21 protein-coding genes and 1 pseudogene are annotated in these 24,560 nt (G+C 72.1%); 12 read left to right on the forward strand and 10 right to left on the reverse strand.

Annotation, left to right across the window (positions count from 1 at the left end; translation table 11 throughout):
• Position 1 precedes the first annotated feature (1 nt).
• The 4 genes from BIV23_RS25610 to BIV23_RS25625 all read right to left on the reverse strand — a co-directional run bounded on the left by BIV23_RS25610 (position 2) and on the right by BIV23_RS25625 (position 8,123).
• A complete protein-coding gene (locus BIV23_RS25610) occupies positions 2-1,885 on the reverse strand; it encodes an amino acid adenylation domain-containing protein (RefSeq protein ID WP_245790635.1) in 1,884 nt (627 codons plus the stop codon).
• A complete protein-coding gene (locus BIV23_RS25615) occupies positions 1,885-5,079 on the reverse strand; it encodes a non-ribosomal peptide synthetase (protein WP_071383296.1) in 3,195 nt (1,064 codons plus the stop codon). Before BIV23_RS25615 ends, BIV23_RS25610 begins: the two co-directional genes overlap by 1 nt.
• A 270-nt stretch (positions 5,080-5,349) precedes the next feature.
• On the reverse strand, positions 5,350-6,651 hold the full coding sequence (locus BIV23_RS25620) for a condensation domain-containing protein (RefSeq protein ID WP_071383297.1): 1,302 nt from the start codon (positions 6,649-6,651) through the stop codon (positions 5,350-5,352).
• 131 nt (positions 6,652-6,782) lie between these two features.
• A complete protein-coding gene (locus tag BIV23_RS25625) occupies positions 6,783-8,123 on the reverse strand; it encodes an MFS transporter (protein WP_071383298.1) in 1,341 nt (446 codons plus the stop codon).
• Between the two features lie 961 nt (positions 8,124-9,084).
• Here BIV23_RS25625 and BIV23_RS25630 point away from each other — a divergent pair.
• Together BIV23_RS25630 and BIV23_RS25635 are read left to right on the forward strand one after the other, a co-directional pair.
• The gene (locus BIV23_RS25630) at positions 9,085-9,918 is read left to right on the forward strand and encodes a hypothetical protein (protein WP_071383299.1); all 834 of its coding nucleotides are present in this window, start codon (positions 9,085-9,087) and stop codon (positions 9,916-9,918) included.
• Positions 9,915-11,396: an NADH-quinone oxidoreductase subunit NuoF family protein gene (locus BIV23_RS25635; RefSeq protein ID WP_071383300.1), complete on the forward strand. Its 1,482-nt coding sequence runs from the start codon at positions 9,915-9,917 to the stop codon at positions 11,394-11,396. Before BIV23_RS25630 ends, BIV23_RS25635 begins: the two co-directional genes overlap by 4 nt.
• Positions 11,397-11,484: 88 nt before the next feature.
• On the opposite strand, the gene BIV23_RS25640 is transcribed toward BIV23_RS25635, so the two are convergent.
• Positions 11,485-12,132: a TetR family transcriptional regulator gene (locus BIV23_RS25640; RefSeq protein WP_071383301.1), complete on the reverse strand. Its 648-nt coding sequence runs from the start codon at positions 12,130-12,132 to the stop codon at positions 11,485-11,487.
• A gap of 26 nt (positions 12,133-12,158) precedes the next feature.
• On the opposite strand from BIV23_RS25640, the gene BIV23_RS25645 reads away from it, so the two are divergent.
• Positions 12,159-13,253 carry an FAD-dependent monooxygenase gene (locus BIV23_RS25645; protein ID WP_071383302.1) on the forward strand — a complete coding sequence of 365 codons (1,095 nt, stop codon included), beginning with the start codon at positions 12,159-12,161 and terminating at the stop codon, positions 13,251-13,253.
• Between the two features lie 114 nt (positions 13,254-13,367).
• Here BIV23_RS25645 and BIV23_RS25650 read toward each other — a convergent pair whose 3' ends face one another.
• A complete protein-coding gene (locus BIV23_RS25650; protein ID WP_071383303.1) occupies positions 13,368-14,204 on the reverse strand; it encodes a MerR family transcriptional regulator in 837 nt (278 codons plus the stop codon).
• A 138-nt stretch (positions 14,205-14,342) separates the two neighbouring features.
• On the opposite strand from BIV23_RS25650, the gene BIV23_RS25655 reads away from it, so the two are divergent.
• Positions 14,343-14,750 carry a nuclear transport factor 2 family protein gene (locus BIV23_RS25655; protein WP_071383304.1) on the forward strand — a complete coding sequence of 136 codons (408 nt, stop codon included), beginning with the start codon at positions 14,343-14,345 and terminating at the stop codon, positions 14,748-14,750.
• A 473-nt stretch (positions 14,751-15,223) separates the two neighbouring features.
• On the opposite strand, the gene BIV23_RS25660 is transcribed toward BIV23_RS25655, so the two are convergent.
• Positions 15,224-16,225 (reverse strand): DUF1259 domain-containing protein, encoded by a 1,002-nt coding sequence (locus BIV23_RS25660; protein WP_071383305.1) that lies wholly within the window; start codon positions 16,223-16,225, stop codon positions 15,224-15,226.
• Between the two features lie 310 nt (positions 16,226-16,535).
• Here BIV23_RS25660 and BIV23_RS25665 point away from each other — a divergent pair, with 310 nt between their 5' ends.
• From BIV23_RS25665 to BIV23_RS25685, 5 genes are all read left to right on the forward strand, one after another.
• Complete coding sequence (locus BIV23_RS25665) at positions 16,536-16,754, forward strand: hypothetical protein (RefSeq protein ID WP_071383306.1); 219 nt, start codon at positions 16,536-16,538, stop codon at positions 16,752-16,754.
• 285 nt (positions 16,755-17,039) lie between these two features.
• Positions 17,040-17,303 (forward strand): DinB family protein, encoded by a 264-nt coding sequence (locus BIV23_RS25670; protein WP_071383307.1) that lies wholly within the window; start codon positions 17,040-17,042, stop codon positions 17,301-17,303.
• A 132-nt stretch (positions 17,304-17,435) separates the two neighbouring features.
• Positions 17,436-17,858 (forward strand): AraC-like ligand-binding domain-containing protein, encoded by a 423-nt coding sequence (locus BIV23_RS52140; RefSeq protein ID WP_071383308.1) that lies wholly within the window; start codon positions 17,436-17,438, stop codon positions 17,856-17,858.
• A gap of 138 nt (positions 17,859-17,996) precedes the next feature.
• Positions 17,997-18,467, forward strand: a complete 471-nt coding sequence (locus BIV23_RS52145; protein WP_071383309.1) for a helix-turn-helix transcriptional regulator — start codon at positions 17,997-17,999, stop codon at positions 18,465-18,467.
• A gap of 160 nt (positions 18,468-18,627) precedes the next feature.
• On the forward strand, positions 18,628-18,975 hold the full coding sequence (locus tag BIV23_RS25685; RefSeq protein WP_143079111.1) for a hypothetical protein: 348 nt from the start codon (positions 18,628-18,630) through the stop codon (positions 18,973-18,975).
• Between the two features lie 277 nt (positions 18,976-19,252).
• Here BIV23_RS25685 and BIV23_RS25690 read toward each other — a convergent pair whose 3' ends face one another.
• Both BIV23_RS25690 and BIV23_RS25695 read right to left on the reverse strand, forming a co-directional pair.
• Positions 19,253-21,001, reverse strand: coding sequence for a sigma-70 family RNA polymerase sigma factor (locus BIV23_RS25690; RefSeq protein WP_071383311.1), 1,749 nt, complete (start codon positions 20,999-21,001; stop codon positions 19,253-19,255).
• 822 nt (positions 21,002-21,823) lie between these two features.
• On the reverse strand, positions 21,824-22,864 hold the full coding sequence (locus BIV23_RS25695; protein WP_071383312.1) for a vWA domain-containing protein: 1,041 nt from the start codon (positions 22,862-22,864) through the stop codon (positions 21,824-21,826).
• A gap of 323 nt (positions 22,865-23,187) precedes the next feature.
• Between BIV23_RS25695 and BIV23_RS25700 the strand changes: the two genes are divergently transcribed.
• Complete coding sequence (locus BIV23_RS25700) at positions 23,188-23,499, forward strand: hypothetical protein (RefSeq protein ID WP_071383313.1); 312 nt, start codon at positions 23,188-23,190, stop codon at positions 23,497-23,499.
• A gap of 57 nt (positions 23,500-23,556) precedes the next feature.
• Positions 23,557-23,856, forward strand: coding sequence for a hypothetical protein (locus BIV23_RS54020; protein WP_071383314.1), 300 nt, complete (start codon positions 23,557-23,559; stop codon positions 23,854-23,856).
• A gap of 85 nt (positions 23,857-23,941) precedes the next feature.
• On the opposite strand, the gene BIV23_RS25710 is transcribed toward BIV23_RS54020, so the two are convergent.
• The gene (locus tag BIV23_RS25710) at positions 23,942-24,163 is read right to left on the reverse strand and encodes a hypothetical protein (RefSeq protein ID WP_071383315.1); all 222 of its coding nucleotides are present in this window, start codon (positions 24,161-24,163) and stop codon (positions 23,942-23,944) included.
• A 204-nt stretch (positions 24,164-24,367) separates the two neighbouring features.
• On the opposite strand from BIV23_RS25710, the pseudogene BIV23_RS46720 reads away from it, so the two are divergent.
• A pseudogene (locus BIV23_RS46720) lies at positions 24,368-24,560 on the forward strand (DNA-directed RNA polymerase subunit alpha); the annotation flags it as partial.

Consider the following 24,560-nt stretch of genomic DNA (forward strand, 5'->3'; position numbering starts at 1 on the left):
GTCAGGCTCCTGCCGGGTGCGGGGTCCGGCGCTGGTCCAAGAGGGCGGCGAAGGCGCGCAGGTCGGTGCTGCGCAGCAGGTCACGAGCGCGTGGACGTACTCCGGTCGCGCGCTCGACGACCACGAGCAGCCGCGCGGCGACCACGGAGGTGCCGCCGGCGTCGGTGAAGTTGTCGTCGAGGCCGGTCCCGGGGCGGCCGAGGAGATCGCGTACGGCAGTCAGGACGAGCCGTTCGGTCGGTGAGGCGTCGGCGAGGTCGTCCGTGCCGACGGCTGCCTCGGGCACCGAGCCGTGGGCCTGGGCCTGCGCCGCCAGGGCGATCCGGTCGACCTTGCCGTTGGCGTCGAGGGGGTAGCCGTCGACGAACCGGACGGTGGCGGGAACGGCCTGCTCGGGGAGCCAGGCGCGCACCGCGGCGAGCAGGTCACCGGCGGCGGGTCCGGTGCCGTCCGCGGGCCGGACGTGGGCGACCAGGCGGGCGTGGCCGGAGCTGTCGCGCAGCACGGTGACGACGGCACTGCGCACCCGGGGATCCTGCTCGAACGCGGCCTCCACCTCGGCCGGTTCGATCCGTACCCCACTGATCTTGACCTGGTCGTCGAGGCGCCCCAGGAACTCCAGGCTGCCGTCGGCACTCATCCGGACCCGGTCGCCGGTGCGGTACAGACGGTCGATCGCGGGCAGCGCCGGTTCCTCCGGCGGGACCGTGAACCGGTGTGCGGTGAGTTCGGGGTCGAGGTAGCCGAGCGCCAGGCAGTGGCCGCCGATCCGCAGCTCGCCGTCCTGCCCGCGGGCCACCGGCCGGCCGTCGTGGTCCGTGACGACGACGGTGACCCCCGGCAGCGGGGTGCCGATGGGTGGCGGGGAGTGCTCGCCCGCCTGCGCGTCGGTGCTCCGCATGGCGTGGGTGGTGGTGATCACGGTGGCTTCAGCGGGGCCGTAGGCGTTGTGGACGGTCGCGGTGACGTCGGGGCCGGGGCGGCGGCGCATGCGGTCGCCGCCCACGAAGAGGTGACTCAGCCTCAGGCCCGTGGGCCACGGCCGGTCCAGGAGCGGTTCCACCGTGGGGGTGGCCGCCACCGACACGGTGACCTGGGTGTCCCGCCACCAGTCGGTCAGCACCTGCGCGTCCCAGCGGGTGTCGTCGGGGGCCGGGACGAGGGCGGCCCCGGAGGTCAGCGCGGCCCACAGCTCCAGCAGGTGCGGGTCGAACGCGACACCGATGAGCAGGGACTGGCGGTCGCCCGGTGCCAGTCCGGTCTCGGCCCGGTACCAGTCGAGGGCGACGGACAGCGACGCCTCGGCCACGGCGACCGCCTTGGGCCGGCCCGTGGATCCCGACGTGAGGACGGCGTACAGGGCGCCCTCGGGCGCGCGCCGCGCACCCCGGCCGCTTGCGGCGAAGGCCGCCACCACGGCACTGGGGGCGTTCACGCCGTCGGTGGGCAGGGGGAGCGGGAAGTGCTCCCCGGCCCGGTGTCCCTCGGGCAGGACGCCGGGGTCGCCGATGAGGCAGGCGACGTCGAGGTCCTCGGTGACCGCCTGGGTGCGGCGCTCGCCGGGGCGGGGACCGAGCGGCAGGTACACGGCGTCGAGCCGGGCGAGCGCGACCGCGGTCACCACGAGGGCGGTGGAGCGGTCGAGGCAGACGCCGACCAGGTCACCGGGGCGTACGCGCTCGCGCAGGGCGGCGGCGACGTCCGCGGCGGCGGTGTCGAGTTCCTGGTACGTCCAGGTCCGAGCGCCGTCGATCACGGCCGCCGACTGCGGGGCGCGCCGGGCCCACTCCTCGAAGCGCGCGAGCACACGGGTCGGTTCGGCGGCGGGGCCGTGGGCGATGCTGAGCGTGGAGCAGGCGTCGGGGACGGGCGGGGTGTGGTTCATCATGACTCCGAGGAACGGTCGGCGACGGCCGCGAGGGCGTCGGCCTGGTCGGCCAGCACGGGGTTGCGGAAGAGCACCTTCAGCGGCGGGCGCGTGCCCAGCCGGGGCTCCAGCCAGGCCGCGAGCTCGGCGGCGAGCAGGGAATGGCCCCCGCAACGGAAGAAGTGGGAACGGGCGTCGAATCGGCCGTGGCCGAGAACCTCGCGCCAGCCCTCCGCGAGCAGGGCGGTCATCGGATCGTCGGACACGGCGGCCGCCGGCCCGAGCGCGGACCCGGCGTCGGTCCCGGACCCGGCGTCACTCTCGGATCCGGAGTGGGTCCCTGACTCGGCGGCGGTCACGGGGTCGAGCGCGGCGGCGCGGCGGGCCAGGGCCGTACGGTCCGGCTTGCCGCCCGAGAGGCTCGGCATGGAGTCCAGCAGGGCCCACCGGGCGGGCACGAGGGGCCCGGGCAGGCGGCGGCTCAGTTCGGCGTGGAGCGCCTTCTCGTCGAAGTCCGCGCGCTCGTCGCCGGCTTCGAGGAAGCCCACGAGCCGGGGCCCGCCGGAGCTCTCACGGTCCAGCACGACGGCGCACGACCGGCCGCCGAGCGCGGCGGACGCCGCCGCCTCGATCTCCTCCAGCTCGATGCGGTGACCGCGCAGCTTGACCTGGTTGTCACGCCGTCCCAGGAAGTACAGCAGTCCGTCCGCACCGCGGTAGCCGAGGTCCCCGGTGAGATAGACGCGCTCCCCGCCGAGCGCGTCGACTGTGACGAACCGGGCAGCCGTCACCTCCGGGTTGCCCGCGTACCCTTCGGCGAGACCGGGCCCGGCGACGGCGAGTTCACCGACGGCACCGGAGGGCAGTGGCCGACGCTGGTCGTCCAGCACATGGACGCGCTCGCCCGGCAGTTCGGTGCCGAGCGGTACCTCGGCACCCTCGGCGAGCGCCGCGCGGGAGACCTCGTGGACGGTGGAGCTGATGGCCGCCTCCGTGACGCCGTACACGTTCAGGACGGTGGCGTCGGTGTCGGCGAGGATGCCGCGCAGTGCCGGCGCCGGAAGGCGTTCGCCGCCGAGGACCAGGAGCCTCGGTGCCCAGCTCTCGTCGCGCAGTGCGGGGCGCAGGTCCTCGCGGGTGGCGAGGAAGTAACTGGTGGGCAGGTTGGCGACGGTGACCCGGGCGGACGCCAGCAGGTCGGCGAGTTCCGCGCCGGTGGGCACCTCGTGCTCGGGCACGACAAGGCACGCACCGGCGTGCAGGGTCGGCAGCACCTCCTCCAGCGCCACGTCGAAGGACGGCTGGGCGAACATCAGGACCCGGTCGGAGGTCGTGAGGCCGAACCGGTCCGTGATCGCGGTCAGATGGTGCTCCAGCGCCGCGCGGCCGACGGCGACCGGCTTCGGTGTGCCGGTGGAACCGGAGGTGTGGATGACGTAGGTGGTGCCGGGCATGACGTCGGCCTCGTCGGCGGGCGGCAGCACCGGGGCGTCGATCCGGGCGGTCGGCAGCGTGTCCGGCAGGGCCGGGGTGGTCTCGCCGGTGAGGACCAGTGCCGGGGCGAGCCGCTCCAGCAGCAGTCCGAGGCGGGCGGGCGGGTCGGACGGGGACAGCGGGCAGTAGACGGCGCCGGTCCGCAGGCACGCGAGCAGGGCGACGACCGAGTCCACCCCGCGGGGCAGGACGACGGCCACCGGCCGGCCGGGCGTCACACCCGCGGCGCGCAGACGCTCCGCGAGCGAGCCGACGCGCTCGCCGAGCTCGCCGTAGGTCAGACGGCGCGCGCCGTACAACAGGGCGGGCAGTGACGGGTGTTGAGTGGCCACGGGATCGAGTGGATCGCGGTCGGCGGCGACCGGAACGGGCCGGGCGGCCGGTTCCACGGCGGCGGGTGCGAGCGCGGCCAGCGGCGCCTCGGGGGTGTCGAGGTAGGAGCGCAGCAGGTCGAGGAAGCGCCCGGAGAGCAACCGGGCGACGTCCTCGCCGAAGAGGTCGGCGTCGTAGTCCCAGACCAGGGTCATCCCGGGCGCGCCATGGCGCGGGGTGACACCGCGCCGGTCGTCCGGCAGCAGCACCACGTCGAGGTCGAAGCGGGTGGTGCCGGTGTTGAACCCTTCGAAGAGGGTGATGTCGAGGCCGGGTACGTCGATCTCGGGCAGCGGCGCGTCGTGGGCGCTGAACATGACGGAGAACAGCGGATTGTCCGCGCCCGAGGTGTGCATGCCGAGCGCTCGGGTCAGCTCCTGGACCGGCACGTCCTGGTGCGGCAGGGCGCGGATGAGCGTGTCGGTGACGTCGTCCATGGCGTCCTGGGCGGGCGCGGCGCCGTCCAGGACGAGCGGCAGCGGGATGGTGTTCACGAACATGCCGACGGCGTCCTCGTAGCCGAGGGGGCGGTTGCCGACAGCGGTGCCGATGACCATCCGGGAGCGGCCGCTGTGCCGGCGCAGCAGCTCCGCGAACAGGCCGAGCAGCGTCGCGAACGGGGTGAGACCGCGGGCACGGGCGTGCCCGCGCAGCCGCTCGGCGAGATCGGCGCCGATCGCCTGCCGCAGCTGCCCGCCGTGGTGGCGGCGACGGGCGCCGGGGCGGGCGAGGCCGGGCAGCGGCAGGTCGTGGGGCTGGTCGCGCAGCTCGTCGCGCCAGAAGTCGAGGGACTCGGGTGCGAGGGCGGCCCCGGCGCGGGAGCGGACGTGGTCCGCGTACGACGGGGCGGTCGGCAGCTCCAGGGTCTCGCCGAGGACCTGGGCGCGGTAGACGCGGAAGACGTCGTCGAGCAGGATCGCGAAGGAGTGGCCGTCGTGGATCAGATGGTGCTCCACGTGGATCAGCCGGTGATGACGCGCGGCGAGCCGCACGAGCGTCCAGCGGATCAGCGGTGCCTCGAACGTGTCGAGCGGCGTCTCGGCCTCGGTGCGCAGCAGCCGCGCGAACTCGGCCTCGGGGTCGGCCTCTTCACCGAGGTCGACGGTGCGCAGCCGCGGCAGGCACCGCGGTGCGACCCGCTGTCCCGGTACGGATCCCGTGGCGGCGACGAGTTCGAGCCGCAGACCGTCGTGGCGGGCGAGTGCGGCGGCGAGACCCCGGCGCAGCGCCTCGGTGTCGAGGGTGCCCCACAGGTCGAGTGATGCGGTGAAGTTGTAGGCGCGACTGCCGGGCTGCATCTGCTCGTGCAGCCAGACGATCTCCTGCGACGAGGAGAGCGGAAGCATGGGCGATCCCTGAGGTCGTCGGGTCGGTGTCCGGCGCCGGTCACGGTCGTGGCCGGCGGTGGTCGTACGGGCGGCTCCGCGGATCGCGCGGTGCCGTGTCCGAGGGGGTGGTTCGTGGGAGTGCTTCGGGTTTCGCGCATCCGCCGCGTTCCGGTGCGTTGTGTCGCTCTCCGGTGTGCCGGGGCGCGCTGTCGGCACGGCGAGGGGCTCGCGGAGGGCGTCCGCCTCACCGCACTGCGCGGCGATACGGCCGCGTTCGGGTGCCGGCGCTCAGCGCACGGTCCGTTCCGCGGTGCGCAGCGCGCCGGTGAGCGCGTCGAACGCCCGGTGCGCGGTGTCGTCGTCGAGGGCGGCGCGGTCCCACACCATCCGCAGCTGGATCTCCGCTCCCTGGGTGACGGAGACAGCGAAGGGAGCGCGGACCGGTCTGCCGTCCACGTGGATTTCCCGTCCCTTCACACCGGCCAGCCTGAGCGGCGGCCGGCGGCTGTCGTCGTCCACGGTCAGCAGTCCGTCCAGAGCGCCGGTCCAGCCCGAGCCGGCCGCCCGCACCGCGGCCACGACCACGTCGAACGGGACGTCGGCCCGGTCGAGGTCGTCCCACCAGGCGTCGGCCGTCACCTCTGCCGCGGGCTCGTGCCCGGTGTCGGCGGGGAAGACGACGGTGTTCAGGAAGCAGCCGATGACCGGGTCCGCACCGGCGGGGCGGCCGCCCCACGGGTAGCCGAGCGGGACGACATGGCCCGGCCCGTACAGCGCGCGGGCCGCCGAGCGACAGGCGTCGAGCAGCGCGGGGAAGGGTACGCCGTGGTCGGGCGCGGGCAGCCGGGCCTGTGCGGCGCCGCTCGGGAACGTGCTGTCGGGTACGCGCGCGGCTCGGTCCGCGGCGGCCCGGGCACGCAGGGCGTGCAGCCGGTCCGCCCAGTACGCGGTCGCCTCGGGTGTCTCCGCCCGTTCCTCGGCGGCGAGTTGGCGAAGAACGGTCTCCCGGTAGGCGATGCGTTCGGCTTCCGCCCGCTCGCGCTCCTCGGGCGCCGGACGGGGCCCGGTGCCGTCCTCGGCGTAGGCGTCGCCGAGTTCCTCGACGATCCGCGCCAGCGAGCGGCCGTCGCAGACCGCGTGGTCCAGGACGACGGCGACGATGTCCTCCTCGCGATCCCTGTCGCGCACCAGGAAGAGCCTCAGCGGCGGGCCCTGCGGATCCCAGTCGGCCAGCGCACGGCGCAGGGTGTCGGCGGGCCGTTCCCCCGGAGCGGGAGTCGGCCGGGTCACATGGACGTCCGGTTCCCCGACGCGCAGGACGGGGGTCCCGCGGACGACGGCAGGCCGCGAGCGCAGCACCGTGTGCCGCGCGGCGATCCGGCGGGCCGCCGTCCGCAGACGCTCGGGGTCGACCGCTCCGTACGGGAAGGCGAAGAACATCGGCACCACGTCGGGGCGTCCCGACGGGTCCAGCGAACGCACCAGTACGAAGCGGCGCTGTGCCCCGGTGACCGGCAGCAGTGCGTCGCACCGGTCGTCGGCGGTGAGACGCCGGAAGCGGGCCAGGTACTGGCCGGTGATGCTGAGCACGTGGTCCTCACTGTCGTGGCCGCGCTGGCGCGGCACGGGGCGGTGGCGGGTACGGGCGGTGTGCGGCCTGCCGTACGGGTACGGCGAAGCACGCGCCGAGTTGTTCCGGCGGGGCCGCTCGGGTGGGTCGGTCAGTGGATGGGGGCGGGAGCGGACTGTTCGGCACCGTCCGCGGTGGTGCCCGCCTGCGGAGTGCCGTGGCCCGCGCCGGCCTGGAGGTCGTCGGGTCCGGGCAGGTCCCGCATGCGGCGCAGCGGTGAGAACAGCAGCGGCAGCGGTACGGCGAGGAAGCCGGCGGCGCACCAGGCGAGCGCCGTACGCGACCCGAAGGACTCGGCGAGGGCACCGCCGAGGACTGCGCCGAGCGGCAGGGTGCCCCACATGAGGAAGCGCAGGGTGGCGTTCATCCGGCCGAGCAGCTGCGGCGGGCACAGCCCCTGGCGGAAGCTCACCTGAGCGACGTTGTAGACGACGGCGCCGAAGGAGACGACCGTCGATCCGGTGGCGAAGAGCACCGCGCCGAGGACTCCGTGGCCGGACAGCGGCCACAGTACGGCGAACGGGCCGGTCGCGATGACGGACAGGAGGATGACCCGGGCCTGGCCCAGTCGGGCGGCGAGGCGCCCGGCGCACAGGGCGCCCAGGAGTCCCCCGACGGCCGACGCGGAGAGCACCAGTCCGAGCGCGCCCGGCTTCAGCCCGACGACGCGGACGAGGTGCACGGTCTGCGTCGCCATGAGGACGGCCGTGCAGAGGTTGGCGAGGGCGGTGGTGAGGGCGATGACACGAAGGAGCGGGTGGCAGACGACGAACCGGACGCCTTCGCCGATCTCCTTGCGCAGCGACCCGCCGGCGGCGGACACGGGCGTTTCCTCGGGCTGCTCGACGCGCAGGAGGAACAGGGCGGAGAGCAGGTAGCCGACGGCGTCGGCGATGACGGCGAGGTGCGCTCCGGCGAGCTGTACCAGTCCGCCGCCGACGCCGGGGCCCGTCACCTGGGCGGTGGAACGGACCGTCTCCAGAGCGCCGTTGCCGGCCACGAGCTGGTCGCGGGGGAGGATCTGCGGCAGGTAGCTCTGGTGGGCGACGTCGAAGAACACGGTCGCCACGCCGGTGACGAGCGCGACGGCGTAGAGCTGGGCCATCGTCAGGACATGGGCGAGCGCGGCGGCGGGGACGGTCGCCATGGCCACGGCGCGCACCAGGTCCGCGCGGATCATCAGGGGGCGCTTGCGCATGCGGTCCGTCAGGGCTCCGGCGGGCAGCCCGACGAGCAGGAAGGCGGCGGTCTCCGCTGCGGTCAGCAGGCCCACCCGGAAGGCGGACGCGTGGAGTTCGAGGACGGCCACGAGGGGGAGGGCCACCAGCGTGACCTGGGCGCCGAGCTGTCCGGTGGCCGCTCCCGCGAGCAGCAGCCGGAAGTCGCGTATGCGCATCGGGCCACCGGTGGCGGCTCGGGATGTGACGGACATGTGAGCGACATTCACCGAACAGCCGCTCAGGAGTCAAAGGATCACGGTCAGTTTCGGTCGATTCTTGCGCGTGTTTGGCACCAAGATAGGAAAAGTTTCACATAAACGAGGTTCTTCCCGCATGAATTACTGTCAGCGGACATGCGTCGCGGAGTCGGTGGGGGTGGCGCCTGCCTGGACGTGAGGAGCGGTTCGAGTGGCGCCCCTCACGCGGAACGGTCAGTTCATTCCTGACCGAAAATGCACATGTGTGATCACGGTCGTGCGGAACATTCCATTCCGTCGACTATGCGGCCCTCGACCGCAGGTGTCGCTCCTGGCTGATGCACGCCGATGTGCCGCCCCCGTGGTCCATGTGCAGGACAGGGGGCCTGGAAGCCCGCGGAGCGGGTGTACGGCAGCTTGGCCCAGGGTGCGGCGAGCACACCGCCCGTCCCGAACACGGCCACGACCTGACGCGAGTCGGCCGGCACCTGTTTCCACCACCGGCCCCCGATGCCGGGTACACGCTTGAGGACCGTCTTTCGGGGGCGTGCGTCGTCCGCCTGGACACGCGCGGCGACCTTCCGGTGACCCCCGGCGCCGCACGCCGCGAGGGACAGCGCCAGCAAGGCACCACAGCCTGTGCCGACGGCGGCCCCTATGTGACCTCTGCTTCGCATGCGCCACATGCTCGCTGGCCGCACCGGACGACTCCGCACTGCCCCACGACCACGCGGACCAGCGCGTTCCTCATTCCCCATCGATCCCGTACGGGTGAGCTTGGTCATACAGCGCTCGGTCGCTACTACGCACGGTCGTAGACCGCAACTCCCACCGGCGCCCGAGGGTTCGTCGCCGACGGCGGTTCTCGATACGGCCGTGGGCCGTACCTGGAGCCGTTGTCACCGGCCAGGACAGGGGCTGACGATGTGCGCTGTCGTGGAGCCGCAAGCCCGCGTACGAGGAAGAAAGGTGCCCCATGTCCAGCGTCGCCCTGCTCGCCCGTCCTGGGGTGGGCGCGGCGTGGGCCGGAGCGGTCGGCCGGGTGATGGCCTTCCTGGACCACTTCGCCGGCGTCTTCACCCTGCTCTCGTTGACTGCCGTGCTGGTGTGCGGGCTCGCCGCCACCGACCGGCTGGTGCTGACCCCCCGACTGCGGGTCGCCGTGCAATCGGTGCACCGGGCGTGCGCCGTCGCGGCGCTCGGCTTCCTCGCCACCCACATCGCGGTCAAGGTCGCCGAACAGCACGCCGCTGCGCAGACCGCGGTGGCTCCCTTCACCGGCGCCGCCGCCCTCGCCGTGAGCCTGGGCACCGTCGCAACCGATCTGCTCGTCCTGATCATGGCCACCGGCGTGCTCCGCGGCCGGTTCACCGGCCGCCGCGCCTGGCTGTGGCGGGTGCTGCACTCGATGGCGTACGTCTGCTGGCCGATCTCGCTGGCGCACGGGCTGACGGCAGGGCGCAGGGCGCACGCGTGGGTGTTCTGGGGCTACGGGCTGTGCGCGGCACTGGTGGCTCTCGCACTGCTGGTCCGTTCCCTTTCCTACCTGGGCCGCCACCGAACCCGGAGCCGGCGTCGGCGCGGCGCCAAGGCATACCGGCCCGCCGCTGCCGGCCCGGCCGCACTGGCCGCCCTGTCCACGCGTTCTGCCCGGCCCGTCACCGTCGGCCGCCCGATCGCCTGGCCCGCGGCGCCGACGGCTGCGGCTCGCCGCTCCGTAGCGAGTGACGGCCCGCCCGGACAGCCCAAGCACGCCGCGAGACCGGGATCCTGGTCGCTGCGCCTGACCCGGCCGGGGAGCGGCGAGTGAGACACGCCCCACTCAAGCTGCCCGAGGTGCGCTGGCTGGACTCGGCCCGGCTGACCGCCGGCCTGGACCGCCACCCGCACCTGGACCTCGCCGCCCACACCCGTGTCCACTCGCCACTTCCCGACCCGGACCGGGACGCCCTGCTCGGCCTGGCCGAAGCCCTCGACCTGTGCGGACGCGGCGGGGCCGGCTTCCCGTTCGCCCGCAAGGCCCAGGCCGTGCTCGCCACCGCCGACCGCACCGGCACGCCGCTGGTCGTCGTGGTGAACGGTGCCGAGGGCGAACCGGCCAGCGCCAAGGACAAGACGCTGCTCGGCCGCACTCCGCACCTGGTACTGGACGGCGCCTGCCTGGCCGCGGCCGCGTTCGGCGCCGAGGAGATCGTGATCGGCGTCGCCGCGGGCAGCCCCGGCGAGATAGCGGTCCCGGCCGCCCTCGCCGAGCGTCAACTTCCGTGCCCGGCCCGGACCGTATGCCTGCCCGAGCGCTTCATCTCCGGCGAATCGGGCGCCCTGATCCGGGGCATCAACGGCCTGCCGGTGGTTCCGGCGCCGCTGAAGGCCCGCGCGGCCGACGGCGGACCGGGCGGGGTGCGTCGCCGGCCGACGCTGCTCGCCAACGCCGAGAGCTGGGCCCAACTCGCCGTCGCGGCCCGGCTCGGACCCGACGCCTACGCCGCCCTCGGCACCGCCTCCGAACCCGGCACGGTCCTCCTCACCGTCAACCGGCCAGTCGCCGAACCGCTGGTGGTCGAGGTCCCGACCGGCACCCCGCTGGGCCCGGTACTGGACGCCTGCGGCCTCCAACCGGGCGCCGGCGTGCTGGTGGGCGGCTACCACGGCGCCTGGCTGCGCCCGTGGGACGCCGTCGACGCGCCGCTCTCCCGCGCCGGACTCGCCGACCTCGGCGGAACCCTCGGCGCGGGCGCGATCGTCGCGCTCCCCGACGACACCTGCCCGCTCGGCGAGACCGCCCGGATCGCGGCCTGGCTGGCGACCGAGTCCGCCGGCCAGTGCGGACCCTGCAGACGCGGTCTGCCCGAAGCCGCCGAAGCCATGGGCGTGCTGGCCGCCGGTGCCGCCGAACCCGCGGTGCTGGAGGACGCCCGGCGTGCCCTCGGTGCGGCCCAGGGCGGTGGCGCCTGCTCACATCCGGACGGCACGGCCCGCTTCCTGCTCACCGCGTTGGAGGTCTTCTCCGAGGACCTCGACGCCCACCTGTCCGGCGCCGGCTGCGGCCGTCCCGTGCGCGGCGTACTGCCGCTCCCGCCCGCGAAGGGCGCCCGGCTGGAGGTGGACTGGTCCCGCTGCACCGGCCATGGTCTGTGCGCCGTGCTGGCCCCGGACCTGATGCGTCTCGGCCCGCACGGCTACCCCGCCTCCAACTCCGTCCCGGTCGCCCCCTGGCAGGAACACGGCGCCCGCCGCGCCGTGGGCCAGTGCCCTGCCCTGGCCCTGCGTCTGCACCGTCGAGGGTGACTCCGGCCGCGAGACCCGGCGCCCGGGAACCGGGCAGGGGCCGGCTCGCGCCGAGGCGCGGCGTGTTCGAGGCCTGGCCCACCCTCCGTCAGGGCCGTTCCGTACCTGTGCGACGGGCCTCCAGGCCGGGGTCGAGGAGGTCGAACGCCAGGCGGGCCGCTCGGACGGCCTCCGGGTAGCGGTCGTCGGCGGACTCACCGTCTGCCAGACACGCGTGGTTCATGTCGGCCAGTTGCCGCTGCACCACGATCACCTGGGCGGCCACGAGGTGCGCGACGAGGGGATCGAAGCCGGCCTTCCGCAGCGCCTCGGTCAGCGCCTCGATCCCGCGGGACAGGTACCGCGTCAGCCGCGCCGCCAGGCTCTCCGTGTCGAAGACCATCGTCAGGAAGGCGACGACCTCCGGCGTGTCGTTCAGGCCGGTGTTCGGATCGCGTCGCGCCAGCGCGTCCAGCAGCGCTTCGCGCAGCGCGTCGAGCGGTCGTCGGCCGACGGCACGGGCGCGCACGATGCGGGCCGCTTCGCTCTCGTGGTCGGCGAACCGGTGCAGGACGAGGTCTTCCTTCGTCGGGAAGTACGCGAAGAGGGTCCGCCGGGAGACCTCCGCCGCCGCGGCGATCTCGGTGATCGAGACCTGGTCGAAGCCCCTGGCCAGGAACAGACGGATCGCCGTCGCCGAGATCGTCTCCCGCGTGCGTTCCTTCTTGCTCTCCCGCAGGCCCATCCGCTGATTCATGCACTGAGTGCACCTCAGGAGGTGTCGTGCGAACCGAGATCATCGTGGTGAGCGCCGGTCCGACCGGGCTGATGCCGGCCCACGAGCTGACACTGGCCGGCGTGCCGGTCGTCGTCCTGGAAAGGGAGCGTGCGCGCAATCCCCAGTCCTGGGCGGGCTGCAGCCGCGCACAGCGAAGGGCCGGCCGGATGTCCGCCGTGGCCGCGGACCTCACCCTCGCGTCCCGCTCCGACGCGGTCCCCGCCGGCCGTGGGCACTTCAGCCAGTACCCCCGGTCCGGCGACGGCTACTTCGCCATCCTGCACCCCCTCGACGGCGACGACCGGTACCGGATGCTCTTCGGCGAGCTCACTGGCGACGGCCCGGACCGCAAGACCCCCGTCGCCGCCGACGAGGTGCGCGAGGCACTGCTCGCCGTCTACGGGCCGGAGACGGAACCGGGTGAGCTGCGAGCGGCATCCCGGTTCAGCGACGCCGTCCGGCAGGTCGAGCGGTACCGCGAAGGGCGGGTGTTCTTCGCCGGGGACGCGGCACACATCCACGCGCCGATCGGCGGCCAGGGCGTGAATCCGGGCGTCCAGGACGCGGTCAACCTCGGCTGGAAACCGGCCGCCGAGGTGCGCGGCTGGGCACCCGCCGGCCCGCTGGGCAGCTATCACGACGAACGGCACCCGGTCGCGGCGCGGGTGCTGGAGCACACCCGAGCCCAGGCCGTACTCACGAACCCCGCCCAGGACGAGGAACTCGCGGCCGTCCGCGCCCTCGCGACGGAGCCGTTGCGCCTGCCCGACACCAACGGGTACATCTCGGGCATGACGTCCGGCCTCGACATCCAGTACCCCGGTCTCGGCTCTCGAATGATCGACCTGGAACTGACCACGGAGGCCGGCCCGACCCGGGTGAGCCGGCTGATGCACTCCGGCCGGGGCCTGCTGCTCTCGCTCGACGGCAGGCGCAGGGCCGTGGAGGCCCGCTCCGACCGGGTCCAGCACGTCATGGCGAAGACCGATGAGGACGTCGACGGCGTCGAAGCCCTGCTGATCCGGCCCGACGGTTACATCGCCTGGTCCACCGCCGACCGCGCCCCCCTCGAAACGGCGCTCACCCGGTGGTTCGGCTGACGACGTCGCTCAACTCCCGTGCGCACCCGCCAGTTATGGAAGACCACCGCCGCTCTCGCCGCGCCTTCGGTGACCTCTGGGCACGTATGCCTGCCCTCCTGGGCGTCCGCGGTGCTATGCGGGGTCGGTGACACCGGTGCGGAAGACGGGCCAGCAGACCTCGGTCCGCCACTGGGCGCTGTCGGGGGTGTGGCGCTGGCCGCGCAGGTAGTACTCGCGCATCGGGCCCTGGACGGCGAGTGCGTGCCGTGCGACGTAGGCGGCCAGGGTGCCGTAGGCGCGGTCGACTTCCGAGGGCGGCCCGCAGTGCTCGATCACGGCGAGTTCGGCCGGCGGCACGACCAGTGGCTGCACCCGCCCGACCGGCCGGAGGGGGCCGTCGCAGGGCACGAAGACGGTCGCCTCTCCCCGGTGCAGGGTGAACAGTTCGTCCGCGTACACGCCGCCCGCGTGCCCGGTCTCCCGCAGCCCCTGGCTCGCCACGGTAGCGAACAGTTCGCCGAGGGCGCCCTGGAACCAGGCTGAGATGTCCTCGACCTCGATCGTCGCCGTGATCGCCGCGGCCTGGACGGCGCCGACGCTGCGCAACTCGATACCGGGGGAGTCGGCGGAGGCGGGCGGCGACAGGAGGTCGCGCAGAGCCGCCACGGCACGCTGGGTGCGGCCCAGTTCCTCCTCCAGCCGGTGCAGATGCGCACTGAGGTGCCGATTGCGGGTGGGGACGTCGGAGGCGGCCAGGACCGTCCTGATCTCCTCCAGAGGCATCCCGAGGTCGCGGAAGCGGCGCACGATCTGGGCCGTGGAGATCTGCTCGGCCGAGTAGCGCCGGTACCCGCTCCGCGGATCGACGTCGGCTGGTTCCAGCAGCCCGATCTCGTGGTAGTGCCGCAGGGTCTTGACGGTCATGTGGGTGGCTCGGGAGAAGTCGCCGATCGACAGGTGGCTCGTCACCCGTCGATTGTGCGGCCTCCCGCAGGGGGAGAGTCCGGCCAAGCCCCTGCCTTGACTCTCCCACGACGGACGCCGGAAGCCTGATGGCCACGGCCGGAACCGGGCCGCCGATCAATCCGAGCAAGGGAGCGGACCCCCATGTCGCAGATCACCACCGCCATCGATGTCGACCAGGTCGTCGGTCGCTACGTCGCCGTCTGGAGCGAGCCGGACGCCGCCGCACGCCGGCGCGCCGTCGCCGAGCTGTGGGCCCCGGACGGCGTCGAGTTCGTCGAGGGCACCCGGTTCCGCGGCCACGACGCGCTGATCGACCGGGTCGCGGAGGCGTACGGGCTGTTCGTCGCGTCCGGTGCCTACCGCGTCACGCACGACGACCACGTCACCGTTCACCACGACATCGTCATGCTCACCATCCAGCTGACGTACGCCACGGGTCCCCGGCTGGGCCAAGTGGCCTGGGCCGCCCGGGTCTTCCTCGTCCTCGACGACGACGGCAGGATCCTCCAGGACTACCACCTGACCGTCCAGCCACTGCCCGAGGCGTAGGGCCCTGCCGGACCGCCCCGCCTTGTCGGCCCTCCCAGGTGGGTGAACGGCTTCCTCGCGTCGGGGCGTCACACCGGGCGGAGGCGAGAGAGACCCGGCCTGCGCCCGGCAAGTGGCCCGGCCCCGGCCCACCCGGCGTCCCGCCCACTCCTGCGCGGCTCCCTCCAAGGTGACCGCATCACGCTCGAAGCGGCACCCGTGCGCCGGGAGTTGTCCCATGACTGCCGGTCACGGTGGGCCGGTAGCGCGAGCCACGCGTCGGGGCCGCTGACGTCGGCACGGCGTCTGGTCCGTCCGGGATCCGGTCAGGACGTTGCTCAGACACTTCGGCGACGCACGTCAACGGCCACATGGCGGTTCGGTTCATGCCGCGACTGTACGAACACTCGGCTTGTGTCGTAACGGCGGTTCGACAGGACGGAACCACAGGCGGTGTTCTGCGGGCCCGACCGAAGTCGGCCCGGACCAGCCGGTCATGACGCGGGAACCGGTGCGGTCGCGTCCAGTGCCGGGCGCAGCGCCTCGGCCAGAGTGACTGCGTCACCGACTGACCAGAAATGCAGGTAGAACAGCCGGGGCCGGTCGTCCAGGGAGTGGTTGTGCAGCTCGACGATGTCGATGTCGCCCCTGCGCAGCGCCTGGATGACCTGCTGCACCTCCGGTGCGGTCATGACGAAGTCACCGGCGACGGCGGCCTTGCCACCGCCGAGGGGCTGGAAGTTGATGCCGGTGGTCAGGCCGAGGGCGGCCGGCAGTACGTGGGTGCCGTCGTCGACGGTCTGGTCACGGGCGATGGTGAACCTGTAGATGCCACCCTCGGCCGTGCCCTCGCGGCCGAGGGCCCTGGAGATGCCCGCGGTGTCCAGGGCGACGGGCGGCTGAGTGGCCGCAGGCGGTGAAGCGGGCGGGATGGCCGTGGCGTTGAGCGCGGACTTCAGACCCCTGGCGAGTTTCACCGGATCGCCCATGGCGTGGAGGTGGGTCCACCAGATCGGCGGGGACTGCTGGAGCAGGTGCTTGTGCAGGGCGGTCTGGTCGATGCCCGCGGCTTGCAGGGCGTCGGTGACCCTGGGCAGTTCGTCCTCGGTGGCGACCAGATCACCCATGAGCATGGTGCCGTCGTGGTACTTGGCGAAGGCCGCGTAGCCGCCGAGCAACATGCCCGGCTTCACCGTGACGCCCTCGGTGGTGACGTCGAGATCCGTGCGGAGCAGCGGAACGCCGTAGACGACGCCCCTAGCCAGCCTTCCGGTGCGGCCCAGGGCTTCGGCGACCGGCTTCCAGTCCGCGTCCGTGGTCGGTACCGGATACTGAAGGTGCTTGCGCGCGAAGGCCTGCGCCGCGACCACGTCCGTGCCGTCGCCGGCATCCCTGCCCGTCCGGGTGCCGCAGCCTGCCAGCTGTCCGGCGCCCGCCGCCAGCAGCAGCGCGGCCACCGACCCAGCGGTCGGCTTGATGAGCGAACGGAGTGGCATGACCCCTCCTCACGGAGATTGCGGAGATTGTCGTCGTGCGTGCCTGTGTGGTCAGCGAAGCCGCCGCCGGCGACGTTGTCATGGAAGGCCACTCGGGCAATCGGGTGACTGCCTCTGGCGTCCAAGAGTGACGGAAGCCAGGGAGCGCCCGGGCGGCTGACGCGGCGCTGTGGCATGAACGGGGATCCGCAGCGACCCGGCCCGCCCTCCGGGTTCGTCGGACATGGGAACCTCCGCCGGATGGGTCTCCCTCCTCAGGCTGATCGGCACCGCTCCGTGTCCCCTTGGCTGTCGAGATCGTTGCCGGGGCATGCGAAAGATCATCACGACCACCGCCCTCGCCCTGGCCACCATCGCCGTGGCCGCTCCAGCTCACGCCGACAGCGGCAGCGGCGGCAACGGCAGCGTCGCCACCGCGCCGACCGGGGACATGAGCCGTACGCTCCTCTGCGCACTCACTTCGATCACCGGAGTGGGCAGCGGCACCCATTTCTCCGCATGCGTGAACGGCGACACAGCGCAGCCGTAGCACAGGGCTGGACCACGAACACCGCGCCCGGCCCCGACAAGGATGCGGCGGCCGAGTGGCCGCCGCATCCGGTCTCTCGCCGCCTGTCCGGGCTGGGGGACGCCGAGCTCTCTGGGAGCCGGCCGACGGCTACTGGTCCCTGCGCGCCGCGCGTGACGGCACGACCCCACCGCACTGGGCGTTCCCGGCACGTGAACCACCGCCGTTCACCACCATCGCCTGGCGCCTGGCCCACATCGGCCAGACCCCGCCCAGCGCGCCGACTTCCACTTCGGCGACCGGGCGATGACCCTCGATCAGATCCCGTGGCCCGGGCTGACCGCGGCCGAGGGGCTGGCCTGGATCGACAGGGCGTATGCCGACTGGTGCACCGGTCTGGACTCCACCGACGACACCCTGCTGAGCACACGCAGCGAAGGTCCCCCGCGCACCCTGGACGGCAGATACCCATTCGCCGACGTGATCCTGCACGTGAACCGTGAGGTCATCCACCACGGAGCCGGGGTGGCCCTGCTCCCCGACCTCCACCGGGCACTCGGGCGGCGGTGACATCGCCCCGCACACGAGGCGAGTAGAGGTGTGGCCGAGACCCGCCCCTGTTTATCACCCGTCCATGGGCGTGCGGTTGACTTGCAGTTCGGTGGTAACTGCCGGGGCCATGACCGATGGTGGGGGATTCGCATGCTGAGTGAGGCGGTGTTCCGCAGCGGGGATCTGCCGGCGCAGGACCGGCTTGCCGCCCTGGACGAACTCTGGGCCAACGACGCGCACCCCATGCGGGTGCTCAGCGACACCCCCGAGCGGTTCCGGGCGACGGTGCGCATGCTGGACCTCGGGGCGGTGAACGTGGTGGGGCTGGCGGTCTCGCCGTGCGAGGTGCTGCGAACGCCGGAGCTGATCCGGCAGGCCGACCCCGAACTGTGCTCGGTCATCGTGCCGTTGAACGGCCGGCTGGTGGTCAGCCAGGCCGGTCGCGACAGGGCGCTGGGCGGCAATGAGCTGGTCCTGTACGACAGTTCGCAGCCGTTTCGTATCCGGTTCTCCGGGGACGGCGGGGCGACGAGGCTGGTGCGTGCCCACATACCCCGGGCGCTGCTGGGGTGACCCGCCGACGGACTGGAGAGGCTGCTGGCGATACCGCTACCGACGGGAGCGGGGTTCGAGGGGCTGCTGACCCGGCTCCTCACCGACGTCACCTCGGGCTCCACTGCCTACCGGCCCCACGACCTGCCCCGGCTGGGCGTGCTCGCCCAGGACCTGCTGACCTCGATGGTCGCCCACCATCTCGAAGCGGACGGCACGGTGCCGGACGACTCACGTCGAAGAACGCTGCTGCTGAGCATCGAGAGATTCGTCCGACAGCATCTGGGCGATCCGGAACTGTCGCCGGAAACCGTCGCCGCCGCCCACCACATCTCGATCGGCCACCTGCACCGCCTGTTCCGGACCCGCGAGACCACCGTCGCTGCCTGGATCCGCCGACAACGTCTCGAGTACGCCCGCCGTGACCTCGCGGATCCGGCACTGCACACCGTGCCCATCCACCTGATCGCGACCCGTTGGGGTTTCAAGGACCACCCGACCTTCACCAAGGCCTTCCGCTCCGCTTACGGCGCCTCGCCCAAGGACTACCGCCACAACCCGGTGACTGTGTCTCATCGACAAGAAACCAGGCACTCGGTGCCAAAGCGCCGTCCGGTGCCCGCGCCGTAGCTTGAGGGCGTCGAAAGGCCGACCGATGCGACGGCGCAGGGGATGCGAGACGAGACCTCTGTCCCGGCTCAGGGCGACGTCGCATCCATACGGGGACGTCGCATCCATACGGGAGGGAAGAGGAATGCTGAAGACGCGGACCGCTCGACGGTTGGGTGTCATGCTGGTGGGCGCAGGCGCCGTCACCGCGGCCCTGGCGCTTCCGGCCAGCGCGGCGGGCTATGTGATCAACCAGGACGTCACCTGCCACGTCTACGAGCAGGTGGAGCTGCAGGGCTCACCCGCCCACGACTACATGCGCTTCTACACCGACGGTGGCTCGGCGGGCTGCTGGGCCGGGATCTTGCGTGATCACGACGGGACGAAGGCCTTCATCGGCGATTTCCCGCGCGAGATCGCCACCAACGGTTCGGACGCCAGTGCCTGGTACTACGACGGCCCCGGATACCAGAACCAGGTGGTGGTCTGGGACCGCAACGGGGTCGAGGTCGACGGGACGTGGAACTGACCCAGGAACGGCCGGCCTCACGCACGCAGCCGTGCGCGAGGTCGGCACCGCGGACCGAGGGCACCTGCAGCCGCTGGCGGCACCTGGGCCGCGAACCCGGTCGTGGTGCGGAACGTTCGGTGGCCGGCGGGCTACGGACACGCCCGGCACTCGGCAGTCACGAGGTTACGTCCATGCGGTTCCCGGATCCCGTGCGCAGGGTTGGCAGGACCGCGTCCTGGCCTTGTGGGTCGGGCGACCGGACCGTCCGGCGCGCCGACCCACGGCCACAGGCCTGTCAGAGTTTGGTGCCGAAGTCCTGGGTCCACAGCGGGCCGTCGGCGGTTCTGCGGACGCCCACGCCCAGTTCCTTGAAGGCACAGTTGAGGATGTTGGCGCGATGGCCGGGGCTGTTCATCCACGCGTCCATCACGGCCTGTGGGGTCGACTGACCCTTGGCGATGTTCTCGCCGTATGCCGACCAGTGGTAGCCCGCCGCGGTGATGCGCTGTCCGGGGTCGGTGCCGTCGGGGCTGACGTGGTCGAAGTAGTTGCGGGCGGCCATGTCGTCGGAGTGTCCCTGGGCGGCCTGGTCCAGGTCCGCGTTCTCGCTGACCGGCGAGCATCCGGCGGCCGCTCGCTGCTGGTTCACCAGCGCGATGACCTGGGCGACCTCACCGGAGGCCGCCGGCGGTGCCTGCGGCGGGACGGGAGCGCTGGTGGTGACGGACGGCCGGGGAGCAGGTGTGTCCGTCGTCCGGGCGGGCCGGGGGCTCTGCTTGACGGGGCTCTTCTTCTTCGTGTGGGTCGGGGAGGCAGACGGCGAGGCCGTGGCTGAGGACGAGGCCGGTGCTGCGCTGGGCTTCGCGGCGTCGACGGACGGGTCGTCGGCGGAGCGGGCGGCGGCAGTCGTGTGCGGTGCGGGGTTCGAGCCGGCGTACCAGATGCAGGCGCCCGCCAGGCCGGCCACCGCGACGGCTGTGCCGGCGGCCCGCCGTCGTATGCGTCGGCGCTGCCGGGCCTTGCTGCGGGACGCCTGGCGGCCGGGCTTCGCACGGTGCCCGGCCCCACCCGGGCCTTCGCCGGATGCGGCGGCCGGTGCTGCGTCGCTCGGGCCGGAGCTCGGACTGGCGGCAGTGTAGCCGCCTGTGTACGGCCCGGCAGCGGAGGGGACGCCGTACCCCGCGCCGCCGCGGGCCTGGGCTGCGCCCGGCTGTGCCGGGAACGGGGTGGTTGCCGCGGCCAGGGCCGTGCTGACAGACGAACGGGTGGCGGCGAGCAGCGCCGACGACACCGCGACCAGGGCCAGTCCGGCCAGCAGGCCCTCGGCGGGCAGCAGGCCCTGCCACAGACCGCCGCAGCGTGCGCAGTCCCGGGCGTGGCGCGCTATTCGTTTGCGCCAAAGCGCCGAGGGCAGGCCGTCCCAGGTGGCCAGCAGGGCGCGCTGCTCCTCGCACGGCGGGCGTGTGTCGAGTGCCCGTACCACCACGCGGGCCGCTTCGAGGCGTGCCTTCATCCGCTGCACGCGGACAGCGGTGTGCTGGGGTGACAGCTCCAGGGCCGTGGCGACCTCGGCGCGGGTCAGTTCACCGGTGCACTCCAGCCACCACAGCGACAGCACTTCCTGGTCGTCCGGCTCCAGCCAGCGGGTCGCACGTGCGGTCTCCTGCCGTTGCCCGGACAGCTGGAGTCGCATGATGGTCAGGTCCACGAAGTCGGCGCCCGGGTCCGCGAGTTCGCCGGTTTCCTCGACGTCAGCGGGGGCGAACTGCCGGTTGTGCCGGTAGGCCCGGACGCGGTTCATGGCGATGGCCACGAGCCAGGAGCGGAAGCTCTCGGGGGTGCGCAGATCACCGAGTGCGTCGAGGGCGCGGAGCATGGTCTCCTGGACCACGTCGTCGACATCGATGGAGCCGTTCAGAGCCCGGCCGACGATGTTGTAGACCAGCGGGAGATAGGCGCTGACCAGGGCGTCCTGGGCCGCCGGATCTCCCGCTCGGGCGGCGTTCACCAGTGCCGCCGTCTCCTCCGTGCGTTGTGTACTCATCAAAACTTCCCTGTTCTCGACGCCGAACGGTGCTGTCCGATATCTGGGAGACCGCTGGGTGCGGCGCCGATAACGGTTACTCGGAGAATTGTTCGACTTCTTTGTGTGCGCTCCCGCGCGAAGGCTCACAGCTTCGACACACCGACCGCAATGGAGGACGTCACACCGAGCGCGGAACAAAGAGGATGTAATGCCTTCCATCGGATGTATCCGGCAGGGGTGCGGTGGCCGGCTGACGCCGACGTCCCGCTGCCCGAGCCGCGCCGGAGCGTGGCCATGGATCAAGCGCGGACACCTCGGTGCACGGCGGACCGTGTCCCCTCCCCGCCGGACCGCGTACCCGTCCGCCATCGCCACCGGCGCTGGTAAGTCGTGGGGCCGGGCGCTCACGCTCTCCGGCGGGGCCGGTGGTCGGCCGCCCGTTCCCAGGAGGGGCGGTCGGCTGTCCGTCGTCATGCCGGAGCCCTCTCCGTCCGCCCCGGCCGCGCGGCGCGGAACGGAGGTGGGGAAGCGCTCGGTACGGCGCGGTCCGTGGAGCAGTCGGGTCGGGCCCTGCCCGGGGTGCGGACCTGGCGGCCGGCACGGCGGATGCGCCCCCGTCCTGGATCCCGCATTGTGGCTGCGGACGGGGGACCGCTGGTCGCCGTTCCTGTCCACATCTTCCCCGGGACACCTCGCGCGTACGCTCGTGGTTCGCCGGACCATCCACGCCACGTTCCCACCCCAGTGTGGGTTGTCACAGACCCACCGGCCGATGCCGCGAAGGTCGTCGTCTCTGGCGCGCAGGCGCGGAGTTGTAGCCGTGCCGTGGGCCTCGGGGCGTCAGGCCATGACCAGGAGCCGTGTGTTCGGGACGAGCTTCCGGTTCACGCTGGTGCTCTGCACGAATATGGTGAAGTCGTCGTTGTGGTCAGGCTTGACGCGAACTTCCTCGTCCGGCAGGCCGAGCAGGGCTCGGGCCTCGGGCCCTGCGTACACCCGGTCCGTCTTCTTCTCCAGCACCGCGATCTGCTTCCGCGCCTGGATCTTTTCCGACTTGCTCAGTTGGTAGAACGCACCGCCGGTGCGGTAGGTGTGCCCACTGGCGATGACCCAGTCCCGGATCGCCGCGTCGCGAGTCACCGGGATCAGCTGGTACTGCGACGGATTCATCGGGGTGAGGCCGGACGCCTTGATGGTGTCCTTGTTGACCGCCTCGGCGCCCGTGGAGAACACCGCCCGCGATCCCCGGATGCCCCGGGTGCGACCCACCATGAACTTCTCGGTGGCCTGCTGGATGACCTGCCCGGCCTCTTCCAGACCCTGTGTGCTCGTGGCGTCCCAGATGGCGATGTTGTCCTGCGGGAATCCACACTGCATGGCCTCGCGCTTGCCCATCTGGTCCGGCACGAGGACGGCCAGCGTCCAGTTGTCCGCCTGCGTCTCCATCATCTTGGCAACGGCATCCACCAGTTCACGCGGATCCCTGGCAGGGGCATCCGAGCAGCGATGACTTGCGTTCTCCTGTCCGTCGGTGAGGACGAACGTCAAGAAGCTGTGGTCGCCGTACAGTTGAGCCGTCTGTGCGAGCTCGCGTTGTGACTTCAGTGCGGCCGCCAGCAGCGCAGTCATTCCACCGACCCGGTACAGCTGCTTCAGCGACGGCATTCGCAGCACGTCCTTGTCGTAGATGACGCAGTCCACCTTGTCCGCGAAGACGTACACGGTGACGCGAGTCTCCTGGTCCAGTTCCCTCGACCGACGGGCAAGATAGGCAATCTGCTGGTCGGCGACCTCGACGACCTTGCCACTCAGATGCGACATGGACGAACTGGCATCCAGTACAAGGGCAACGTGATTGATGTAGTTCTGGCTTCCGGACAAGACAGCTCCCCCTCGTTCTCGCTCCGACTCGATGCTCCTACCGTCTCACGCACCACTGACAATCGATCTTGACTCGCAGCTCGCAGCCCGGTGTGTGTCAGCTCGCGTAGCGCATGGTCTGCGGCATCTGTCGCCGTAAGACCAGCAGGTCCTGGCCCCGCCCGTCCGGCGGGGCCAGGACCTGCGTCGTCAGACAGCCCGGCGCTGGAAGGCACGGCGATGTGCCGTGGGCGCGACGCCGACAGTGTCACGGAGCCGTGCGCGCACGTCGACGCCGCCGCCGAGACCGCACCGGATGGCGATCTGTTCCACCTGGAGGGCGGGTGGCGTTGATCGAGGCGGGCATCGGCACCGACGTCTTCGGAGTCCGGCGTGAGTGCCTTCCGCCCGGGCTCGCCGACGAGGTGCACGTCCTGCTCCCGCGTCAGGACCTGGCCTACGCGCTCAGCGCCGCCATCATCACCCAGGCCGAGGCCAAGCCTCCCGCGTCGTCACCGCCCGTAGCCATGGTGTCCGACAACGCCACCCTCGCCGGGGTAGGACGGGAGCCGGTGATCTCCACCAGCACCGAGATTCTCCGACGCCGGCCGGACGGCGGTTGGGTCCACGTCGTGGACGCCCCGTTCATCAGCTGACCGCCCCGTCGGTCTACGCCGAGCTCTTCGAGCAGGGGGACCCAGCCCGAGCGGGCGGTGTCTGAGGAGTTCGGTGACGTCGTTCGTGGCGCGGTCGTGGCGGTTTTCGCGGTGGAGCCGGGCCATGGCGGCGATGTGCTCGAAGAGCGTGTCGGGGATGCGGGCCAGGGCGTCGACGACCGGTACCACTTTGTCCGCGAAGCCGCCGTCGTACGCCCAGCCGGGGACCTTCAGACCGGCGCACAGGAGGGAGTCGCCCTTGCGGCAGGACGTGCGGTGGCCGCACCTGCCGGCGGACCGGCCGACCCCGCCCCGCTCGCCGATGCGTTGGCCGTCGTCTGGAGCCGACCCGAGTGATGGAGCACGGGCTGCCCCCAGCAGCGCGACGATCCTGGGGGAGCACTGATGTCGATGCCCACGGTCGTGCTCGGGTATAGGGCGTCTAAAGTTTGGTCATCTTGGCGTACGGACTCAGGATCCGTACTTGCTCCGATCCGAAGTCCACGAGTGCTGCGATTCCCTCCTCGATGCTGATGACCCGGCCGAGGCCGTACACGTCGTGCGTGACCTGGTCGCCTTCGGTGAAGTGCTTGGGGGTCGGTGTGACGGGGGCCTTGAAGGGGCTGGTGGGCAGGTGTCGCTTCGGTGCAGCAGGCTTTGTCATTGCCTCTAGTATGCGCCTACCGCCCGTGCTGGTGGCTGCCCCGCTCATCGTTCGACTCCACTCCGGTATGAGTTGGGCCTGTTCGTCGGTCGGCAGACGGGCGGTGGCGGGCGGTTCGGCTTCACTATGAGGCCGCCAGGCCCGTACTCTTTGTGGTGTCTACGGCGTCAGATAGCGGGCGCCAAAATCTGGAGGCAATACCTCGTGCTGATTGCTCAGCGTCCTTCGTTGACCGAAGAGGTCGTCGACGAGTTCCGCTCCCGGTTCGTGATCGAGCCGCTGGAGCCGGGCTTCGGCTACACCCTCGGCAACTCCCTGCGCCGTACTCTCCTGTCGTCGATCCCCGGCGCTGCTGTCACCAGCATCCGCGTCGACGGTGTCCTGCACGAGTTCACCA

The sequence above is a fragment of the Streptomyces monashensis genome, assembly GCF_001866665.1.
Classification (GTDB): Bacteria; Actinomycetota; Actinomycetes; order Streptomycetales; family Streptomycetaceae; genus Streptomyces; species Streptomyces monashensis.

Bases quoted from the DNA above. Each gene is read 5' to 3' on its own strand.
- BIV23_RS25660 (WP_071383305.1), bottom strand. From the start codon at position 16,225: ATGCCACTCCGTTCGCTCATCAAGCCGACCGCTGGGTCGGTGGCCGCG.
- BIV23_RS25665 (WP_071383306.1), top strand. From the start codon at position 16,536: ATGCGAAAGATCATCACGACCACCGCCCTCGCCCTGGCCACCATCGCC.
- BIV23_RS25670 (WP_071383307.1), top strand. From the start codon at position 17,040: ATGACCCTCGATCAGATCCCGTGGCCCGGGCTGACCGCGGCCGAGGGG.
- BIV23_RS25640 (WP_071383301.1), bottom strand. From the start codon at position 12,132: ATGAATCAGCGGATGGGCCTGCGGGAGAGCAAGAAGGAACGCACGCGG.
- BIV23_RS25710 (WP_071383315.1), bottom strand. From the start codon at position 24,163: ATGACAAAGCCTGCTGCACCGAAGCGACACCTGCCCACCAGCCCCTTC.
- BIV23_RS52140 (WP_071383308.1), top strand. From the start codon at position 17,436: ATGCTGAGTGAGGCGGTGTTCCGCAGCGGGGATCTGCCGGCGCAGGAC.
- BIV23_RS25690 (WP_071383311.1), bottom strand. From the start codon at position 21,001: ATGAGTACACAACGCACGGAGGAGACGGCGGCACTGGTGAACGCCGCC.
- BIV23_RS25685 (WP_143079111.1), top strand. From the start codon at position 18,628: ATGCTGGTGGGCGCAGGCGCCGTCACCGCGGCCCTGGCGCTTCCGGCC.
- BIV23_RS25615 (WP_071383296.1), bottom strand. From the start codon at position 5,079: ATGCTTCCGCTCTCCTCGTCGCAGGAGATCGTCTGGCTGCACGAGCAG.
- BIV23_RS25625 (WP_071383298.1), bottom strand. From the start codon at position 8,123: ATGTCCGTCACATCCCGAGCCGCCACCGGTGGCCCGATGCGCATACGC.
- BIV23_RS25630 (WP_071383299.1), top strand. From the start codon at position 9,085: ATGTCCAGCGTCGCCCTGCTCGCCCGTCCTGGGGTGGGCGCGGCGTGG.
- BIV23_RS25655 (WP_071383304.1), top strand. From the start codon at position 14,343: ATGTCGCAGATCACCACCGCCATCGATGTCGACCAGGTCGTCGGTCGC.
- BIV23_RS25610 (WP_245790635.1), bottom strand. From the start codon at position 1,885: ATGAACCACACCCCGCCCGTCCCCGACGCCTGCTCCACGCTCAGCATC.